We start from the raw sequence: 17962 nt of genomic DNA, 5'->3' as shown, positions 1-17962 counted from the left end.
CACAAGCTCGTAGGTGACGCCCCACTTAGGCAAAATTTCGGTAATGATCACGTGGCATGAACTGAACATTGCTGCTGAGGCAACGATGTGATCTCCGGCTTCAACGATGCAGGCGAGTGAAGCAAAAGCTGCAGCCATTCCTGAACCAAATGCATGACAGAACTCTGCGCCCTCCAGAGCAGCCAGACGCTTTTCAAACATGGCAACAGTTGGATTGTGGAAGCGGCTGTAAAGATAATGGTCGGTCTCGTCGGTAAATGCATCGAAAGCTTCTTGCGCAGATGAGTACGTGAAACCACTATTGAGGAAGAGCGCCTCTGAGGTTTCGCCAAAGCCTGTGCGGACAAGTCCCGCACGAATCGCATCAGTCTGTGGTTCAACATCCCAATCTGGTGCAGGACGTGTATTTCGAGGCTGGTATCCCCAGGCATCTTTACTCATGCAGGAATCTTAGAGGACTCACATCTGGAGTGGTTATAGTGCCTCTTATGAGCACACCCGCAATCTCAGTAGCTGGTCTTACCAAACAGTACGAGAACATCGCGGCGGTGAAAGCCGCAACCTTTACTGTTCCCAAAGGAACAATCTGCGGATTCGTCGGCCCCAATGGCGCAGGCAAAACAACAACAATCAGAATGCTCTTAGGCCTTATCTCACCATCATCAGGCACGGGCACGGTGCTGGGTCATTCAATTTCAGAGCCCAAGAAATATCTCTCCTCAGTCGGCGCGATGATCGAAGGCCCTGCCTTCTATCCAGCGCTCTCTGGTGCAGAAAATCTCAAAGTTCTTGCAACCATGGGAGGCGTCGACATTAATCGAGTTGATGCACTCATAGAACTTGTCGGCCTGTCTGGACGAGGTGGAGATAAGTACAAAACATATTCACTGGGAATGAAGCAGCGTTTGGGAATCGCAGCAGCACTTCTTCCTAATCCGGAGCTCTTGATTCTCGATGAACCTACAAATGGTTTAGACCCAGAAGGCATTCAAGAAGTCCGCGATCTTTTAAAGCGACTTGCAGCACAAGGAACAACAGTTTTTGTTTCTTCGCACTTGCTCTCTGAAATCGAAATCATCTCTCAATTCATTGTCATGCTCCGTAAAGGTGAAGTTGTCTTTGCTGGCGCAATTGAAGAACTTCTCTTCAATCAGAAGCCGACAATTATTGTGAAGACTGAAAACGAATCAGATCTCGTAACAATCGCGGAGATAGCACGAGCACACGGCCACCACACAACAATTCGACATAGCCAAGCTCACATTGAAGGGCCACATCAATGGGCGCCAGTGCTGAATAAGTTGGCATTCGAAGCCGGCATCACGCTTGCAGAGCTGACTCCAACTTTGCCTAACCTCGAAGAAACATTCTTTGAGATGACAGGAGGTCAGTCATGATTCAAGTCTTCTTCGCTGAATGGCGCAAAATTCGCCGTCCTACCTTGTTTTTCGGCACTTTTGCTGCAGCCATCTTCTTCAATGGCCTGATTACTTCATTTGTTTACTTGATGATTGATTCACCCGATGGCAATGGCGACCGCGGCCGTCGCATCGGCAGGGATGTTTTAAATCTCGCATCTGGTTCTGTCTATGGCTTTGCTTCTATCGGCGGTTTGCTTGGAATCATCGTCCTCTGTGTGTTTGCGGCACAGAGCGCTCAGGAATACACCTATGGAACTCTTCGCAATCTTCTAGTGCGTCAGCCGCGACGTCTTGTCTTGTTGATGGGAAAGTACGCTGCCATGAAGTCATTCGCACTTCTATTCGTAGTCATCAATGCCATCATTAGTGTCGCTATATCACTGTACTTATCGGATCGTGCCAAGGTTTCAACCGATCTCTGGTTCACATCCGAGGGTTGGTCAGCAATCGCCCATACTTTGGTAAATGTGTACATCTCGATCGTTTTCTATGCAGTGATCGGAATCGCCCTCGGAATCCTTCTGCGCTCACCAATTTCTGCTATCTCTATTGCGCTGGTCTGGTTACTGATTCTTGAAAATCTTATTGGTGCTGTAAAGCCAGTAACTCTTGATTGGATGCCAGGCAATCAATTGGCAACAATTGCTCAAGGCGGTACACTATTACTTTCCTATTCGCATGCGTTGATTCTGGGAAGTTCCTACGTATTACTTGCCCTTGTGGTCTCTTCATACTCATTCGCAAAGAGAGATGTGGCTAACTAGCGACATCTGGCGAGTTTGCACTGCGTTGGGTGCATCCCTCAATTATTCTTGAATAATGCGCCGCAAGTCAGTCATTGCCCTTACCCTCATGGGTGCGCTGACCCTTGCCACAACCCCCGCAATCGCAAAGCCAAAGCCCACTCTGGCTGAGATTGAAGCGGCAAAAGCTGCAGAGGCGGCGAAGAAAAAGGCGGCGGATGCAGCGGCAAAGAAACTTGCGGCAGCGAATCAAACTCTGCGCCAATTAACCGCGAAGGCCAATGCGGCACGGGCTCTCTACCTCAAGGCCCAGCAAGAACTCAACATCGCAACCGCCGCAGCCAACGCTGCGGCAAAGCACGCTGCGGAAACAGCTCTCGCAGTTTCAGAGGCTCATAAGACAATTGGCAAGATGGCGTCCAATGCCTACATCATGGGTGGAAGCCTTAGCGATATTCAACCTTTGCTCAGTGCAAATGGTCCACAAGATATTATGGATCAACTTTCCACACTCAACACATTAGGTGCTCGCAACTCAACTGCGCTTGCTCGTTTCAAAGCGGCAGAGATTGTTGCTCGTGAAGCAAAGAAGAAGGCGGATGAAGCCCGAGCAGTTCAGGTAATTGCAACAGCTAAAGTTGCAGCTGCCAAGAAAGTTGCCGATGATGCACAGGCACTTCAACAGAAGGAAGTAGATAAGCTTCGTGCTGTTCAAGATAAGTTGATGGCAGAACTCGCAAAGGCAAAAAATGTGCGAGTTACTTTGGAACAACAAAGACAGCTTGCACTTCTGGAAGAGAGCCAAGCTAATACTGCGGCTACAACCATCAACCAAGCAAAGGTGTGGCCTGACCGCGGTTTCAAGGGTCGTTCAACAATTCGCACAACAGAGTCTCAACGTCTTGCAGCAGTAGCGTTTGCGAAGAAGCAGGTTCAAGCACGGAAGCCATATGTGTGGGGCACGCAAGGTCCAAATACCTTCGACTGTTCTGGCCTTGTGTTTGCCGCATACAAGTCTGCAGGTCTTGGCTGGCCAAACTGGGATCGCCTTAACTCAGCGTTGTACGCCGGTTATACCTATCACGTACCTCTTACTCAATTACAGCCTGGCGATCTTCTCTTCTATTCATACAAGGGAACAATTTCGACCATTCACCACATCACTATTTATGCTGGCAACGGAATGATGTGGGAAGCTAATTCAAAGAACGCTGGCCTTCTCTATTCCAACATTTACTCAGTTAAAGGCTTGATGCCATTCGGCGGTCGAGTTTAAGAAGATGGTTGAGGCCACAGTTGCAATTCGCAACGCAGTCAAGCCATTCCTTTCACAATTAGAGGCAGGGGACACCTTTCTTGTAGCTGTCTCTGGCGGCGCAGATTCACTTGCACTTGCAGCAGCACTCGTTATTGAAGCTAAGCCACTTGCGCTCACACCAATTGCAATCACAATCGATCATCAACTACAAGAAGATTCTCATTTGCAGGCAGCACGTGTTGTGCAACAAATGAAGGGACTCGGTTATGTTCAAGTCATTACTAAGAAAGTTGTGGTCTCTCTTGAGTCCGGCCTCGAAAGTGGCGCTCGTGATGCACGCTATGCGGCTCTTATGGAGAGCGCTCAAGAAACGCAAGCTCAGAAAATCTTCTTAGGACACAACCGAGATGACCAAGCTGAAACCGTTCTGCTAGGGCTCGCTCGTGGTTCGGGTGCACGTTCTTTATCAGGAATGGCGGTAGAGAATGGAATGTACATTCGCCCACTCCTTTCAATTACGCGCGAAGAAATTGAACAAGCTTGCAGTGAGTGGAATTTAGATTTCTGGAGCGATCCACATAATTTCAATTCTGAATTCACTCGAGTGAAAGTTCGCCGAGAAGTCATTCCGTATCTAAAGGCAAACCTGGATCCTGGAATTTCACGAGCCTTAGTGCGAAGTGCCGCACTCCTCCGCGATGATGCCGACGCCCTCGATGCCTGGGCCGATCGCGAGGCGACCGACCTCGACTGCGAACGTTTGGCCGGCCTGCCTCGTGCAATCCGCACCCGCATTATTCGCAGAGCAGCTCTCGCTGCCGGAGCCACCCCGGGTCAGCTGACCTTCGAGCAGATCGGGGCAATCGATGCCCTCATTTGTGCGTGGAAGGGCCAGGGGGCGGTCAGCTTGGCCGGCGGTGTGAAGGTTGAGCGTATTTCGGGCAGACTGTCCCTCTCGCGATAGGGGCAGAGTTTCCTATCGACCTCGATCAATAGGGAGCAAAGCCAAGTGGATCTTGCAGCAGTCGGAACCGATGTAGAGCGCGTCATCGCAACAGAAGAACAACTGAAAGCACGTGTTGCAGAGCTAGCAGCTCAGGTTGATGAGGATTACAAGGGTCGCGACATCTTGCTCGTGGGTGTGCTGAAGGGCGCAATCATGGCGATGGCAGATCTGATTCGTGCAATGCAGACTCATATTCAGATGGATTGGATGGCTGTCTCTTCATATGGTTCAGGAACAAAGTCTTCCGGCGTAGTTCGCATCCTTAAAGATCTCGATACCGATGTCACTGGTCGCAACGTTCTTATCGTTGAAGATATCGTCGATACAGGTTTGACGCTTTCCTGGCTCAAGGCAAACCTTGAATCTCGTGGCGCAGCAGATGTTCAGATTCTGACAATTTTGCGCAAGCCAGAGGCTGCCAAAGTTGAAGTTGATGTGAAGTACGTAGGCTTCGATATCCCTAAGGAATTCGTTGTGGGCTATGGCCTCGACTTTGATGAGAAGTATCGCAACCTTTCATTTATCGGTGTGCTTGCAAAGCACATGTACGAATAGGCCATCTCATGAGTGATGAAAAGAAGAAGATTAATAATCCGCTGAAGAAGATAGCTCCGGCCAAGAACACAAAGCCGAATGGCAAGCCTGAGCCAAAGACTCGTGCGCAGAAGATTTTCCGAGGACCTCTCTTCTGGATCATCGTTGCAATCTTTGCAGTATCGATCTTCGGTCAGATTACAAGCGCTGCAAATCGCTACACGCTTGTCACTACTTCACAGGCACTTGATGCAATCGCTCAATCTGATGTGAAGTCCGCGTTGCTCATTGATAAGAGCCAGAAGATTCAATTAATTCTCAAAGATGGAAAGACTATTAAGGGCGCAACAAAAGTTGAGGCCTCCTATGTCATTCGCCAAGAGCCAACAATCGTTGATGCGCTGACAGCTAACCCACCTGTAAAGGGCTGGGATGTTGATGTTCCAACGCAATCAATCTTTATGTCACTGCTCTTCTCATTCGGGCCGATTCTTGTTATCGGATTCTTGCTCTTCTTAATGATGAGCAGTGCTCAAGGCGGTAACCGTGTATTTAGCTTCGGAAAGTCACGTGCCAAGCTTCAAAACCCTGATGTCCCACAGAACACCTTTGCAGATGTTGCAGGTGCAGATGAGGCAATCGGCGAGCTGGAAGAAATCAAAGATTTTCTCTCTGATCCAACGAAGTACCAATTACTCGGTGCAAAGATTCCAAAGGGTGTATTGCTCTTTGGTCCTCCCGGAACAGGTAAGACACTTCTTGCTCGCGCAGTAGCGGGCGAAGCAAAAGTTCCTTTTTACTCAATCTCAGGTTCTGACTTTGTTGAAATGTTTGTAGGTGTCGGTGCTGCACGTGTGCGCGATCTCTTCGCTCAAGCAAAGGCCAATGCACCTGCAATTATTTTCGTCGATGAAATTGATGCAGTAGGCCGTCAGCGCGGAACTGGCATGGGTGGCGGTCACGACGAACGCGAACAAACTCTCAACCAGTTGCTCGTTGAGATGGATGGCTTTGAAGCAAATGGTCAGGTTATTCTGATTGCTGCGACCAACCGTCCGGATGTACTTGACCCAGCGCTATTGCGCCCAGGTCGCTTTGATCGCCAGATTCCAGTTGATCGCCCTGACCTCAAAGGTCGCGGCGATATTCTTAAGGTGCATGCAAAGAACAAGCCACTTTCAGCAGATGTGGATCTTGTAGCTTATGCACGCCGCACACCAGGTTTCACTGGTGCAGATCTCTCCAACGTACTTAATGAGGCGGCGCTTCTTGCGGCACGCGAAGGCAAGAAGGTCATCACCAATCCACAACTTGATGAGGCAATTGATCGCGTTATGGGTGGACCACAGCGCAAGACTCGTTTGATGTCAGAGGAAGAACGTCGCGTCACTGCCTATCACGAAGCTGGTCACGCACTTGTTGCGCGTGCACTTCCGCATACAGATCCAGTTCATAAGGTGACGATCATGCCTCGTGGTCGCGCGCTGGGTTACACAATGGTTCTTCCTGATGAAGATAAGTACTCAACAACTCGCAATCAGTTGCTCGATCAGTTGGCTTACTCATTAGGTGGGCGCGCAGCTGAAGAACTTATCTTCCACGATCCATCAACCGGTGCTTCCAATGACATTGAGAAGGCAACTGCTCTTGCCCGCGCAATGGTGACTCAGTACGGAATGACTGAAGCAATCGGCGCTATCAAGCTGGGTGGAGATTCAACAGCTCCATTCCTTGGTCGCGAATATGGCCATCAGCGCGATTACTCCGAAGCCCTTGCAAGCACCATCGACACTGAAATCCGCAAGATGATCGAAAATGCCCACCAGGAAGCCTTCGATATCTTGGTAGCAAATCGTGATGCGCTTGATGCGATGGTTGTTGTGCTTCTTGAGAAGGAGACAATTAACAAGGAAGAGATTGCAGAAATCTTTGCCAATGTTGTGATGTGGCCAGAACGTCCAAAGTGGACGGGTTCACTCACGCGTATTCCATCTGATATTCCTCCAGTTGCGTTGACCGAGAGAGTCGCGCCAGTGGTAGAAGCAGAGGCAGAGAAGCCAAAGCGCGCACGTCGCGTCAAGAAGGCAACTGAGTAATGAGCGAAATCAGCTCAATCTCTATGGGTGAAGGCGATGGTCGCGCAAGTGCGCCATTTGACCAAGAGCGCGCGAAGAAAGCTGTTCGTGAATTACTACTTGCTCTCGGTGAAAACCCCGATCGAGAAGGACTTCAAGATACTCCGGCACGTGTTGCGCGAGCATTTAAAGAGAACTTCGAGGGACTATGGCAGCGCCCAGAGGATGTTTTAACAACAACTTTTGATATCGGCCATGAAGAGCTCGTGATTATCCGCGATATCGAAGTTTTCTCGCATTGCGAACACCACCTCACTCCTTTCCATGGTGTCGCACATGTTGGATATATCCCCAGCGGAAAAATCACAGGTCTCTCAAAAGTTGCGCGTCTTGTGGATCTCTATGCGCGACGTCCGCAAGTACAAGAGCGATTAACAACACAGATTGCAGATGCAATGGTGGAGCTTCTTAAGCCGATGGGCGTTATTGTAATTATTGATTGTGAACATCTCTGCATGTCGATGCGCGGTGTACGTAAGTCACAAGCACGCACAACGACATCTGCTGTCCGAGGTGTACTTCGCGATCCCGCTACACGTGCTGAAGCAGTAAGTCTCATTACGAATCGATAAGACGATGTTGGTCATGGGAATCCTTAATGTCACACCGGATTCCTTTGCTGACGGCGGAAAGCACTACACCTTAGAGCACGCGGTACAACGCGGCCTTCAAATGATTGATGAAGGCGTAGACATCATTGATGTTGGCGGAGAATCCACACGTCCAGGTGCAGAGAGAGTCAGCGCTGAAGAGGAACAACGTCGCGTAATCCCTGTCATTAAAGCCCTTGCCGGCAAAGGCGCTGATATCAGCGTCGACACTATGCGCGCATCGACTGCCAAGCTAGCTGTAGAAGCAGGTGCCATCATCGTCAACGATGTCAGCGGGGGAGCGGCAGATCCCGAGATGTTCTCAACTGTTGCTCAACTCGGATGCAGCTACACCCTGATGCATTGGCGCGGTCACTCAAAAGAGATGAACTCCATGGCGCAGTACGGCGATGTCGTTGAAGATGTCATTAATGAGGTCACTATTCAGCTCGATAAGGCACTCGCTGCCGGTATTGCACAAGAGAAAATCATTCTCGATCCAGGGCTGGGTTTCGCAAAGGATGCAGAGCACAACTGGGAGATACTTAATCGCATCGATGAATTCACCTCGCTTGGGTATCCAGTCTTAATTGGCCACTCTCGTAAGAGATTTATCGGTGGAGAAACTCCCGATGAGCGCGAAGCAGGGACTCTTGCAATCTCGCAATCATTAATAGGAAAAGGCATTTGGGCAGTGCGCGTCCATAGCGTTGCGCCTCACGTAGAGTTGGTGAAGTGATGAGCGACAAGATAACCATCAAAGGCATTCAGGGCTTTGGCTATCACGGTGTATTCGACTTTGAGAAGCGAGATGGACAGAACTTCTTCGTCGATCTCGATATTGACATCGATCTCACTGCGGCAAGCTATAGCGACAATCTCGCAGACTCAGTTGATTATGGACTTTTGACTGCAATTGCGAAAGAAGCGATTGAAAAACTGCAATTTGATTTAATTGAGCGACTCGCAGGTTTTATCGCAGATACGATTCTTGAGAACTTCACACATATACAAAAGATCGCAGTTACAGTACATAAGCCATCTGCTCCCGTCAGTGAAACGGTTACTGACATTTCCGTAACGATCTGCCGCCCATGAGAGCCGTCATCGCACTGGGCGCCAATATTGGCAATCCCCAAGAACAGATGGATGTGGCAGTAGCGCTTCTCAAGGATTCACTTGAAGTCATTGCCGTCTCTTCCTATTTCACTACTGCTCCAGTTGGCGGTCCGGAACAGCCCGATTACCTCAATGCAGTCCTCATTGCAGAGAGTGAATTACCCGCAGCTCAGTTGCTAGCTTTACTTCACGGAATCGAGAAAGCGCTTGGACGCGAACGCATCGAACATTGGGGTCCACGCACGATCGACCTCGACCTCATTCAATATGGCGGAATCCTTAGCTACGCAGATGAACTGCTTCTGCCACATCCTCGTGCACATGAACGTCGCTTTGTCTTAGAACCATGGTTATCCATTGACCCTGAGGCAATCTTGCTCACTCACGGCAAAGTAGCCGACCTTTTGGCGCAATTGCCGTAACGCCTTAGACTTCATACATCAGCTAGCCCGGTACCTGAAAGGACTGGAGCCATGAAAGTTGTTACAGATTCACAGCTCCTTCCATCTGCCTGCGCATTTGTTCCCACTATGGGAGCACTTCATGCTGGCCACGGTTCACTCTTCGCGATTGCTGCAGAGAAAGCTACAAACGTCGTCGCAAGCATCTTCGTCAATCCTCTTCAATTTGAGAACAAAGATGATTTAGAGAAGTATCCACGCACACCAGATCGCGATATTGAACTTGCAGAAAAATATGGGGTTACTCATCTCTGGCTTCCAACGTATCAAGAAATCTATCCAGATGGATTTACAAAGATAAAAGCTGGACCAATTTCAACTATGTATGAAGGGGCATCGAGACCTGGCCACTTTGATGGTGTAGTGACTGTTGTTCGCAGGCTTTTTGATTTAGTAAAACCAAAGATTGCAGTATTCGGAGAGAAAGATTTCCAGCAGTTGGCGTTAATTCGTGAAATTGCCAATGAGGTTGAGATTATTGCAGCACCCATCATTCGTGAGGAGGATGGTCTTGCGATGTCCTCTCGCAATATTCGACTTGATTCAGAAGGTCGAGTCGCAGCGCGCATCATTTCCAAAGCGCTTCGCGAAGCAACATCCGAGAAGGAGCTTCGGTCTATTTTGGCGACTGAGCCCCTGCTCACTGTGGATTACGCCGATTACATCGATGAGAAAACCTTTCAAACGCCAACTGAATCCACTCAATTCACGCGTGCGATTATCGCTGGCTGGATAAATGGTGTCCGTTTGCTCGACAATATGTCGATGAAGAGCGAGCAGAAGCAATGAAGCTACTTGCCCCTGCTCCAGGATGGACTGCAACTGCAGATGTCATCGTGGTCGGCTCTGGAATCGCAGGTCTTACGACTGCGCTGCAATGCCGTACTTATGGATTATCCGTTCTCTTAGTTACTAAAGCTCGCGTCGATGAAGGATCTACAAAGTGGGCACAAGGCGGTATTGCTGCAGCACTAGGCGAAGGGGATTCACCAGAAGAGCATTTAACAGATACTTTAGATGCAGGCGCAGGTCTCTGTGATGTTTCGGCAGTGCGCGTTCTTGTTACAGAAGGACCAGAAGCAGTTCGCAAGTTAATCGAACGAGGTGCGAAATTCGACACTGAAGCATCGGGTGAAATCTCTCTTACTCGCGAAGGCGGACACCACCGCAATCGCATCATTCACGCAGGTGGAGATGCAACAGGCGCTGAAGTATCTCGTGCACTTCTTGCCGCGGTGACGCAAGATCCGGAAATTGAAGTTGTCGAGCACGCACTTGTCCTTGATGCACTGAAAGATCAAGATGGGGAAGTCTGCGGTGTTACCTTGCACGTTATTGGAGCAGGAAGTCGCGATGGAGTCGGTCGCGCACTTGCAAAGGCAGTGGTGCTTGCGACGGGCGGACTTGGACAAGTATTTGCACAAACCACCAACCCTTCAGTTTCCACTGGCGACGGAGTTGCGCTTGCACTTCGCGCAGGAGCAAAGGTTGCCGATGTTGAATTTATCCAGTTCCACCCGACTGTCTTGTGGCTTGGCGATAACTCTCAAGGACAGCAACCACTTATTAGTGAAGCTGTTCGCGGCGAAGGTGCCTATCTTCTCGATGACAAAGGCAATCGATTTATGCAAGGCGTCCATCCGATGGCAGAGCTTGCACCACGTGATGTCGTAGCAATCGCAAGTATGCGCGTGATGAATGAGACTGGTGCTCACCACGTCTGGCTCGATGTACGTCACATTGAAGGATTTGAAAAACGATTCCCAACAATCCATGCTTCTTGCCTCGCACACAACATCGACCCAATGAAAGAGTTGATTCCAGTTGCTCCAGCCTCCCATTACGCATCTGGTGGAGTACGTGTGGATCTCAACGGCCGTACCAGCGTGCCCGGCCTCTATGCATGCGGAGAAACAGCGTGTTCAGGGGTTCATGGAGCCAATCGCCTGGCATCTAACTCATTACTGGAAGGTCTTGTCTTCAGTGCACGTATCGCCGCAGATATCGCAGCGCATACGCCAGAGCCAGGTGCACCTGTCGAAAACGCATCTCGTGAAATTCTTCTTGACCCATCTGTGCGCGCCAGTATTCAAGCGAGCATGAGCCGCGGTGCGGGAGTTCTTCGCTCCTCTGACTCATTGTTAAAGACAAGTGCCGACCTCACGCGAATTGAGGATCGTCGGAGTACCGAACCGTGTGTCGAAGCATGGGAAGCAACGAACCTCTTCCAATTGGCGCAAGCAATTCTCAAAGCAGCGTTGATTCGCCAAGAGACTCGTGGCTCACATTGGCGTGAAGATTTCCCGGAGACGAGTGATCTCTGGCGCAAGCGCATCATTCAACAATTGGATCAAACCGGATCGTGGACGACTGGATATCAGGAGGTTGCGCCAAAGTGATTGAGAGAGAATTGATTAAAGTTGCACTACAGGAAGATTTACAGGGCGGTGAAGACATCACCTCAGTCTCAACAATTGAAACTACCTCTGTGAGTACTGCTGATTTTGTATCCCGTAAGAGTGGCGTACTAGCAGGCGTTGAGATGGTTGTAGCAACTCTTCACGAGGTAGGCCTTTCAGATATTGCAATCAAGAAACATGATGGTGAAGTTCTCCTAGCCGGTGATGTCATCCTCACGGTCAAAGGAAATACTCGTGCAATTCTCCTTGCAGAACGTACTGCACTTAACTTTGTAGGCCACCTCAGTGGTATCGCTACCGAAACATCTCATTGGGTTGCAGCTGTTGCAGGCACCACATGCAAAGTACGTGATACTCGTAAGACAACTCCTGGATATCGCCAACTAGAAAAGTACGCAGTGCGAATGGGGGGTGGAACAAATCACCGCATGTCCCTCTCTGATGCAGCTCTCATCAAAGATAATCACATCGCAGCAGCAGGTGGCGTATCGCAAGCATTTTCCGCTGTCCGTAGCGCTTATCCAAGCGCGCCAATCGAGATTGAGGTCGACACCCTGGATCAACTCCGCGAGGTCTTGCCCTTAAAGCCTGATCTTATTCTTCTCGACAACATGACTCCTGCTCAGTGTGCAGAGGCAGTTGCTCTCGTTAACGGGGAAACAAAGCTGGAAGCATCTGGTGGAATTTCACTCGATAGTGCTCGAGCATATGCGGATTCCGGAGTCGATTTCATTGCCATTGGCGCCCTCACACATAGCGCAGCCGTTTTGGATATCGGTCTAGATTTGAGAGCGGAGTAACGATGTTATTAACGGTCGATGTAGGAAATACAAATACAGTGCTTGGAATCTTTGACGGCAACGAACTCGTTAAGTCATGGCGGGTGAAGACTGACCCAAGAACAACAGCAGATGAGTTGTGGCTTCAATTCAACGCACTTGTTGCAGGTTACACACTCACTGGACTCTCTATCTGTTCGACAGTGCCTGCGACGCTCCGTGAACTCCGTACAATGATCAATACTTACTTTGCTGAACTCCCAACAACAATTGTGGAGCCCGGAACAAAGACTGGTGTCCAGTTGCTTGTTGATAATCCAAAAGAGATCGGTGCAGACCGCATTGTTAATACTCTTGCGGCCCACAATCTCTATGGCGGACCTGCAATTGTGGTCGATTTCGGAACTTCCACAAATCTCGATGTTGTATCTCCTAAGGGAGAATTTCTGGGAGGCTCACTAGCCCCAGGTATTGAAATCTCGGTTGATGCTCTCGCATCTCGAGCAGCTCAACTGCGCAAAGTTGAATTGATTCGTCCAAAATCAGTCATTGGAAAGAACACCGTTGAGGCACTGCAATCAGGAACAATCTTTGGATTTGCTGGGCAAGTTGATGGGCTCGTAGATCGCATTACTGCAGAGTTAGCTCAAGATTACGATGAGGCACCAACTGTGATTGCGACCGGCGGCCTCGCACCACTCATTATTGGCGTTGCTGAAACTATCGATGAATATGAGCCAGATTTAACCCTTATCGGCCTCCGACTAATCCATGAGAAGAACCAATAGCCGTAAAAGGTAGACTCTGCGCACTATGACGAACGAAAACACGCCCGCTGCTGTTGATGATCTACCTGAGCAACTCCGCATTCGCCGCGAGAAGCGCGCAGGGCTGATTGAAAAGGGCGTTGAGCCATATCCGGTCGCGGTCGATCGCACCAAGTCTCTGAAGGAAATCCGCGAGAAATACTCAAGTCTTGAGATCGACGTTGCCACAGGAGATATCGAATCTCTGACGGGTCGAATTATCTTTAAGCGCGATACCGGCAAACTCTGCTTTGCAACTCTTCGTGAAGGTGATGGAACGGAACTTCAGGCGATGTTGTCACTCGACAAGGTCGGCCAAGAGGCACTTGATGCATGGAAGTCAGATATCGACCTTGGTGACATCGTCAGCGTCACTGGTGAAATTATTACCTCTAAGCGTGGCGAGCTCTCAATTTTGGCAAATTCTTGGAAGCTGGCTGCAAAGTCACTTCGCCCGCTACCTAACGATCACAAGCCAATGTCTGAAGATACTCGCGTTCGTATGCGTTACGTTGATTTGATTGTTCGTCCAGAAGCTCGTGCGACTGCACGTATGCGCCCACAGGTAATGCGTTCGCTGCGCGATACCTTTAATAGTTTTGATTTCATCGAAGTTGAGACCCCCATGCTTCAGGTAATGCACGGTGGAGCAGCAGCTCGTCCCTTTAAGACTTTCTCCAATGCATACGACATGGATCTCTACATGCGAATTGCGCCCGAGCTTTTCTTGAAGCGTTGCGTTGTTGGCGGAATCGAGCGCGTCTTTGAAATCAACCGCAACTTCCGCAATGAAGGCGCTGACTCTTCGCACTCACCTGAGTTTGCAATGGTTGAGTCATATATGTCCTACGGTGATTGGCGATCAATCGCAGATGTCACTCGCACATTGATTCAGAATGCAGCGCTCGCTGTTGCTGGTTCCCATGTCGTCACTCACGCCGATGGATCCCAGAAAGACCTTGGCGGCACTTGGCGCGAAATCTCCTTATATGACGCTATCTCTGAGGGCGTTGGCGAGACTGTTACAGCGCTTACCCCGTACGCAGATTTAAAGAAGTACGCAGAGAAGCTTGGCATGAAGATTGATCCGAAGTGGGTCACAGGAAAGCTTGCTGAAGAGATCTTCGAGCACGTTGCATCTGATCAATTAATCGAACCAACATTTGTAATGGGTTATCCAGTAGATACCTCTCCACTAGTTCGCGCCCATCGCGAGACACCTGGTGTGGTTGAGAAGTGGGATCTCTATGTTGATGGCTTCGAACTTGCAACAGGATATTCCGAGCTCATCGATCCAGTAATCCAGCGCGAGCGTTTAGTTGAGCAAGCACAGCTTGGCGCTAAGGGTGACCTTGAGGCGATGCAAGTGGATGAAGATTTCTTGCGTGCAATGGAATTCGGAATGCCTCCGATGGGCGGAATGGGAATGGGCGTTGATCGTCTCCTGATGGCACTTACCGGTCTTGGTATTCGCGAAACAATCTTGTTCCCACTCGTTAAGCCAGAGGTCGAATAAAGACAATGATTTCAGTCCGTCCAGCGCGCACTAGCGATGTAAAAGCAATCCGTGAACTTGTTGATTCATATGCAGCGCCCGGGCAGATGCTCTCGAAAGAGACTGTGACGTTGTATGAGTCAGTTCAAGAATTTGTTGTTGCCGAAAAAGATGGCGTAATTGTGGGATGCGGGGCACTGCACGTTCTGTGGGAGGACCTCGCAGAAGTTCGTACCGTCGCGGTTGCACATGAATTTCATAAGCAAGGAATTGGCCACATGATTCTGAGCGAGATTATTCGTCGCGCTCGCGAAATCGGTATTAAGCGGATCTTCTGCCTCACCTTCCAGACGCAATTCTTTGGAAGTATCGGATTCACAGAGATAGAGGGCACACCGGTCGAACCAGATGTCTATGCCCAGCTTCTGCGCTCCTATGACGCTGGTGTGGCCGAGTTCTTGGATCTTGAATCCGTAAAGCCCAATACCCTCGGCAACACTCGAATGCTCCTCAACCTCTAGCCCTATATAAGTAGGTCGCAAGGGAATATCTGCCCCATATTTGGGGTTCTACAGCCATAGAAAACCTCACCTCGCGCTCTGCCCAGGCTCGGCGATAGGCTGGGCATCCTGATAGAAGGAGTTAACCGATGTTTGAGCGCTTTACCGATCGAGCCCGCCGCGTAGTTGTCTTGGCGCAGGAAGAGGCACGCATGCTCAACCACAATTACATCGGCACAGAGCACATCCTGCTCGGCCTCATCCACGAAGGCGAAGGCGTTGCAGCTAAGGCCCTCGAATCCATGGGCACATCACTCGATGCCGTTCGTGCACAGGTCGAAGAGATCATCGGCCAAGGCCAGCAGGCACCTAGCGGACATATTCCATTTACTCCACGCGCGAAGAAAGTACTCGAGCTCTCACTTCGCGAGGCTCTTCAACTTGGCCACAACTACATCGGCACCGAACATATTCTTCTCGGACTCATCCGTGAAGGTGAAGGCGTTGCAGCACAGGTTCTCGTCAAGCTCGGTGCAGATCTCAACCGCGTTCGTTCGACTGTGATTCAACTTCTCTCTGGCTACCAGGGTAAGGAAGCGGTGACACAAGGCGGACCCGCAGAAGGAACACCATCAACATCATTGGTGCTCGATCAATTCGGTCGCAACCTCACAGTTGCAGCACGTGAAGGAAAACTAGATCCCGTAATCGGTCGCGATAGCGAAATCGAACGCGTGATGCAGGTTCTTTCTCGTCGCACAAAGAACAACCCAGTTCTTATCGGCGAACCTGGTGTCGGTAAGACTGCAGTAGTTGAAGGTCTTGCACAAGCAATTGCAAAGAACGATGTCCCAGAGACCTTAAAAGATAAGCAGCTTTACTCACTCGACCTCGGGGCGCTTGTTGCTGGTTCACGTTACCGCGGAGATTTCGAAGAGCGCTTGAAGAAGGTTCTTAAAGAGATCAAAACTCGCGGCGACATCATTATTTTTATCGATGAGATCCACACACTTGTTGGCGCAGGAGCTGCAGAAGGTGCAATCGATGCAGCGAGCATTCTGAAGCCAATGCTTGCTCGTGGCGAGCTCCAGACAATTGGTGCAACAACTCTCGACGAATACCGTAAGCACATTGAAAAAGATGCAGCTCTAGAACGTCGTTTCCAGCCAATTCAGGTGAAAGAGCCATCAGTAGCTCACACCATTGAGATTCTTAAGGGTCTTCGCGATCGTTACGAAACACACCACCGCGTATCTATTACCGATGGTGCACTTGCTGCAGCTGCAAATCTTGCAGACCGCTATATCTCAGATCGTTTCTTGCCCGATAAGGCGATTGACCTTATTGATGAGGCAGGTTCTCGCCTTCGCATCAAGCGCATGACTGCACCTGCCGAACTCCGCGAATTCGATACCAAGATTGCTGAAGCTCGCAAGGCAAAGGAATCTGCAATTGACGCTCAGGACTTTGAGGGTGCTGCAGCACTTCGCGATACTGAGAAGTCTCTTATCGCAGAGAAGAACGAAGCCGAGAAGAACTGGAAGGCAACAGATCTCGATAAGGTCACTGAAGTTGATGAAGAACTCATAGCTCAGGTGCTCTCAGCATCCACTGGTATTCCAGTATTTAAGTTAACGGAAGAAGAGACAGCTCGTCTCCTTCGCATGGAAGATGAACTCCACCGCCGAGTTATCGGTCAGGATCAAGCAATCAAGGCGCTCTCACAAGCAATTCGCCGTACACGTGCAGGCCTTAAGGATCCTAAGCGTCCTGGTGGTTCATTTATCTTCGCAGGCCCTTCTGGTGTTGGTAAGACAGAACTTTCACGCACACTCGCTTCATTCTTATTTGGTGATGAGACAGCACTTATCCAGTTGGATATGTCTGAGTATTCAGAGCGCCATACAGCATCACGTCTCTTTGGTGCACCTCCAGGATATGTCGGTTACGACGAAGGTGGACAGTTGACCGAGAAGGTACGTCGCCGTCCATTCTCTGTAGTTCTCTTCGACGAAATCGAAAAGGCACACCCAGATATCTTCAACTCACTTCTTCAAGTTCTTGAAGATGGCCGCCTAACAGATTCACAAGGTCGCACTGTCGACTTTAAGAACACAGTCATCATCATGACAACCAACCTCGGTACTCGCGACATCTCAAAGACCCTTGGTCTTGGATTCTCTGCAGCCGATGATGAGCTCGGTAATTACGAGCGCATGAAGGGCAAGGTTGCCGACGAGCTCAAGAGCCACTTCCGCCCAGAATTCTTGAACCGTATCGATGATGTGATTGTCTTCCATCAGCTCAATCAGGAGCAGATCATTCAGATTGTGGATCTCATGGTGGCAAGTCTCGATGATCGCCTCAAGGCGAAGGATATGGGAATCGAACTCACACAGGCGGCGAAGGATCTCCTTGCGGCTCGTGGTTACGATCCACTTCTGGGTGCGCGTCCATTGCGTCGCGTGATTCAGCGAGAGATCGAAGATGCGCTCTCAGAGCGCATCTTGTTCGGCGAGCTCAAGGCAGGCGAAAGCATTGTGGTCGATGTCGAGGGGGTAGATGCAGATGCGAAGTTCACATTTGTTGGCGCTCCAAAGGCGATGACTCCTGATACACCGGAAGATCTCGCAGACGCACCTACCGTTTAAATCGAGAGACTCTAGATTTCCAATCGATAGATCCAAGGGCTACC

At 49.9% G+C, this 17962-nt stretch carries 18 protein-coding genes; 17 read left to right on the top strand and 1 reads right to left on the bottom strand.

The genetic code is table 11. The features are described 5' to 3' along the window. The coding region (locus tag ACKOVI_RS01730; protein ID WP_509602216.1) for a PLP-dependent transferase at positions 1-441 on the bottom strand (441 nt) is incomplete at its 3' end. A gap of 47 nt (positions 442-488) precedes the next feature. Here ACKOVI_RS01730 and ACKOVI_RS01725 point away from each other — a divergent pair. The 17 genes from ACKOVI_RS01725 to ACKOVI_RS01645 all read left to right on the top strand — a co-directional run bounded on the left by ACKOVI_RS01725 (position 489) and on the right by ACKOVI_RS01645 (position 17918). After that, complete coding sequence (locus ACKOVI_RS01725; RefSeq protein ID WP_509602214.1) at positions 489-1397, top strand: ABC transporter ATP-binding protein; 909 nt, start codon at positions 489-491, stop codon at positions 1395-1397. After that, the gene (locus tag ACKOVI_RS01720; protein WP_509602212.1) at positions 1394-2185 is read left to right on the top strand and encodes an ABC transporter permease; all 792 of its coding nucleotides are present in this window, start codon (positions 1394-1396) and stop codon (positions 2183-2185) included. The genes ACKOVI_RS01725 and ACKOVI_RS01720 overlap by 4 nt, the downstream gene beginning before the upstream one ends. A gap of 55 nt (positions 2186-2240) precedes the next feature. Then, positions 2241-3440, top strand: coding sequence for a C40 family peptidase (locus tag ACKOVI_RS01715; RefSeq protein ID WP_509602210.1), 1200 nt, complete (start codon positions 2241-2243; stop codon positions 3438-3440). 4 nt (positions 3441-3444) lie between these two features. Continuing rightward, on the top strand, positions 3445-4386 hold the full coding sequence (gene tilS, locus ACKOVI_RS01710) for a tRNA lysidine(34) synthetase TilS (protein WP_509602208.1): 942 nt from the start codon (positions 3445-3447) through the stop codon (positions 4384-4386). 45 nt (positions 4387-4431) lie between these two features. After that, the gene (gene hpt, locus ACKOVI_RS01705; protein WP_509602206.1) at positions 4432-4983 is read left to right on the top strand and encodes a hypoxanthine phosphoribosyltransferase; all 552 of its coding nucleotides are present in this window, start codon (positions 4432-4434) and stop codon (positions 4981-4983) included. Between the two features lie 8 nt (positions 4984-4991). After that, on the top strand, positions 4992-7058 hold the full coding sequence (ftsH, locus tag ACKOVI_RS01700; RefSeq protein ID WP_509602204.1) for an ATP-dependent zinc metalloprotease FtsH: 2067 nt from the start codon (positions 4992-4994) through the stop codon (positions 7056-7058). Further along, positions 7058-7669, top strand: a complete 612-nt coding sequence (folE, locus tag ACKOVI_RS01695; protein ID WP_509602202.1) for a GTP cyclohydrolase I FolE — start codon at positions 7058-7060, stop codon at positions 7667-7669. The genes ftsH and folE overlap by 1 nt, the downstream gene beginning before the upstream one ends. 4 nt (positions 7670-7673) lie before the next feature. Continuing rightward, the gene (gene folP, locus ACKOVI_RS01690; protein WP_509602200.1) at positions 7674-8426 is read left to right on the top strand and encodes a dihydropteroate synthase; all 753 of its coding nucleotides are present in this window, start codon (positions 7674-7676) and stop codon (positions 8424-8426) included. Next, positions 8426-8785 (top strand): dihydroneopterin aldolase, encoded by a 360-nt coding sequence (gene folB / locus ACKOVI_RS01685; protein ID WP_509602198.1) that lies wholly within the window; start codon positions 8426-8428, stop codon positions 8783-8785. Before folP ends, folB begins: the two co-directional genes overlap by 1 nt. Continuing rightward, complete coding sequence (folK, locus tag ACKOVI_RS01680) at positions 8782-9228, top strand: 2-amino-4-hydroxy-6-hydroxymethyldihydropteridine diphosphokinase (protein WP_509602195.1); 447 nt, start codon at positions 8782-8784, stop codon at positions 9226-9228. Before folB ends, folK begins: the two co-directional genes overlap by 4 nt. 51 nt (positions 9229-9279) lie before the next feature. Next, entirely contained in the window at positions 9280-10056 is a 777-nt protein-coding gene (gene panC / locus ACKOVI_RS01675) for a pantoate--beta-alanine ligase (RefSeq protein ID WP_509602193.1), read from the top strand. Continuing rightward, positions 10053-11666, top strand: coding sequence for an L-aspartate oxidase (locus ACKOVI_RS01670; RefSeq protein ID WP_509602191.1), 1614 nt, complete (start codon positions 10053-10055; stop codon positions 11664-11666). Before panC ends, ACKOVI_RS01670 begins: the two co-directional genes overlap by 4 nt. Further along, positions 11663-12487: a carboxylating nicotinate-nucleotide diphosphorylase gene (nadC, locus tag ACKOVI_RS01665; protein ID WP_509602189.1), complete on the top strand. Its 825-nt coding sequence runs from the start codon at positions 11663-11665 to the stop codon at positions 12485-12487. Before ACKOVI_RS01670 ends, nadC begins: the two co-directional genes overlap by 4 nt. Positions 12488-12489: 2 nt before the next feature. Beyond that, complete coding sequence (locus ACKOVI_RS01660) at positions 12490-13254, top strand: type III pantothenate kinase (protein ID WP_509602187.1); 765 nt, start codon at positions 12490-12492, stop codon at positions 13252-13254. 25 nt (positions 13255-13279) lie between these two features. After that, positions 13280-14788 carry a lysine--tRNA ligase gene (lysS, locus tag ACKOVI_RS01655; protein WP_509602185.1) on the top strand — a complete coding sequence of 503 codons (1509 nt, stop codon included), beginning with the start codon at positions 13280-13282 and terminating at the stop codon, positions 14786-14788. A gap of 5 nt (positions 14789-14793) precedes the next feature. Then, positions 14794-15288, top strand: coding sequence for an amino-acid N-acetyltransferase (locus ACKOVI_RS01650; protein ID WP_509602183.1), 495 nt, complete (start codon positions 14794-14796; stop codon positions 15286-15288). Between the two features lie 128 nt (positions 15289-15416). Then, positions 15417-17918 (top strand): ATP-dependent Clp protease ATP-binding subunit, encoded by a 2502-nt coding sequence (locus ACKOVI_RS01645; protein ID WP_509602181.1) that lies wholly within the window; start codon positions 15417-15419, stop codon positions 17916-17918. The last annotated feature ends 44 nt before the right edge of the window (positions 17919-17962 follow it).

The sequence above is a fragment of the Candidatus Planktophila sp. genome, from assembly GCF_046070465.1.
In the GTDB taxonomy this organism is placed as follows: Bacteria; Actinomycetota; Actinomycetes; order Nanopelagicales; family Nanopelagicaceae; genus Planktophila.
This window is presented reverse-complemented; position numbering and strand designations above follow the sequence as displayed.

Excerpts from the sequence above, each read along its gene's own strand:
- ACKOVI_RS01725 (WP_509602214.1), top strand. The coding sequence starts at position 489 with ATGAGCACACCCGCAATCTCAGTAGCTGGTCTTACCAAACAGTACGAG.
- ACKOVI_RS01720 (WP_509602212.1), top strand. The coding sequence starts at position 1,394 with ATGATTCAAGTCTTCTTCGCTGAATGGCGCAAAATTCGCCGTCCTACC.
- ACKOVI_RS01715 (WP_509602210.1), top strand. The coding sequence starts at position 2,241 with ATGCGCCGCAAGTCAGTCATTGCCCTTACCCTCATGGGTGCGCTGACC.
- tilS (WP_509602208.1), top strand. The coding sequence starts at position 3,445 with ATGGTTGAGGCCACAGTTGCAATTCGCAACGCAGTCAAGCCATTCCTT.
- ftsH (WP_509602204.1), top strand. The coding sequence starts at position 4,992 with ATGAGTGATGAAAAGAAGAAGATTAATAATCCGCTGAAGAAGATAGCT.
- folE (WP_509602202.1), top strand. The coding sequence starts at position 7,058 with ATGAGCGAAATCAGCTCAATCTCTATGGGTGAAGGCGATGGTCGCGCA.
- folP (WP_509602200.1), top strand. The coding sequence starts at position 7,674 with ATGTTGGTCATGGGAATCCTTAATGTCACACCGGATTCCTTTGCTGAC.
- folB (WP_509602198.1), top strand. The coding sequence starts at position 8,426 with ATGAGCGACAAGATAACCATCAAAGGCATTCAGGGCTTTGGCTATCAC.
- folK (WP_509602195.1), top strand. The coding sequence starts at position 8,782 with ATGAGAGCCGTCATCGCACTGGGCGCCAATATTGGCAATCCCCAAGAA.
- panC (WP_509602193.1), top strand. The coding sequence starts at position 9,280 with ATGAAAGTTGTTACAGATTCACAGCTCCTTCCATCTGCCTGCGCATTT.
- ACKOVI_RS01670 (WP_509602191.1), top strand. The coding sequence starts at position 10,053 with ATGAAGCTACTTGCCCCTGCTCCAGGATGGACTGCAACTGCAGATGTC.
- ACKOVI_RS01660 (WP_509602187.1), top strand. The coding sequence starts at position 12,490 with ATGTTATTAACGGTCGATGTAGGAAATACAAATACAGTGCTTGGAATC.
- lysS (WP_509602185.1), top strand. The coding sequence starts at position 13,280 with ATGACGAACGAAAACACGCCCGCTGCTGTTGATGATCTACCTGAGCAA.
- ACKOVI_RS01650 (WP_509602183.1), top strand. The coding sequence starts at position 14,794 with ATGATTTCAGTCCGTCCAGCGCGCACTAGCGATGTAAAAGCAATCCGT.
- ACKOVI_RS01645 (WP_509602181.1), top strand. The coding sequence starts at position 15,417 with ATGTTTGAGCGCTTTACCGATCGAGCCCGCCGCGTAGTTGTCTTGGCG.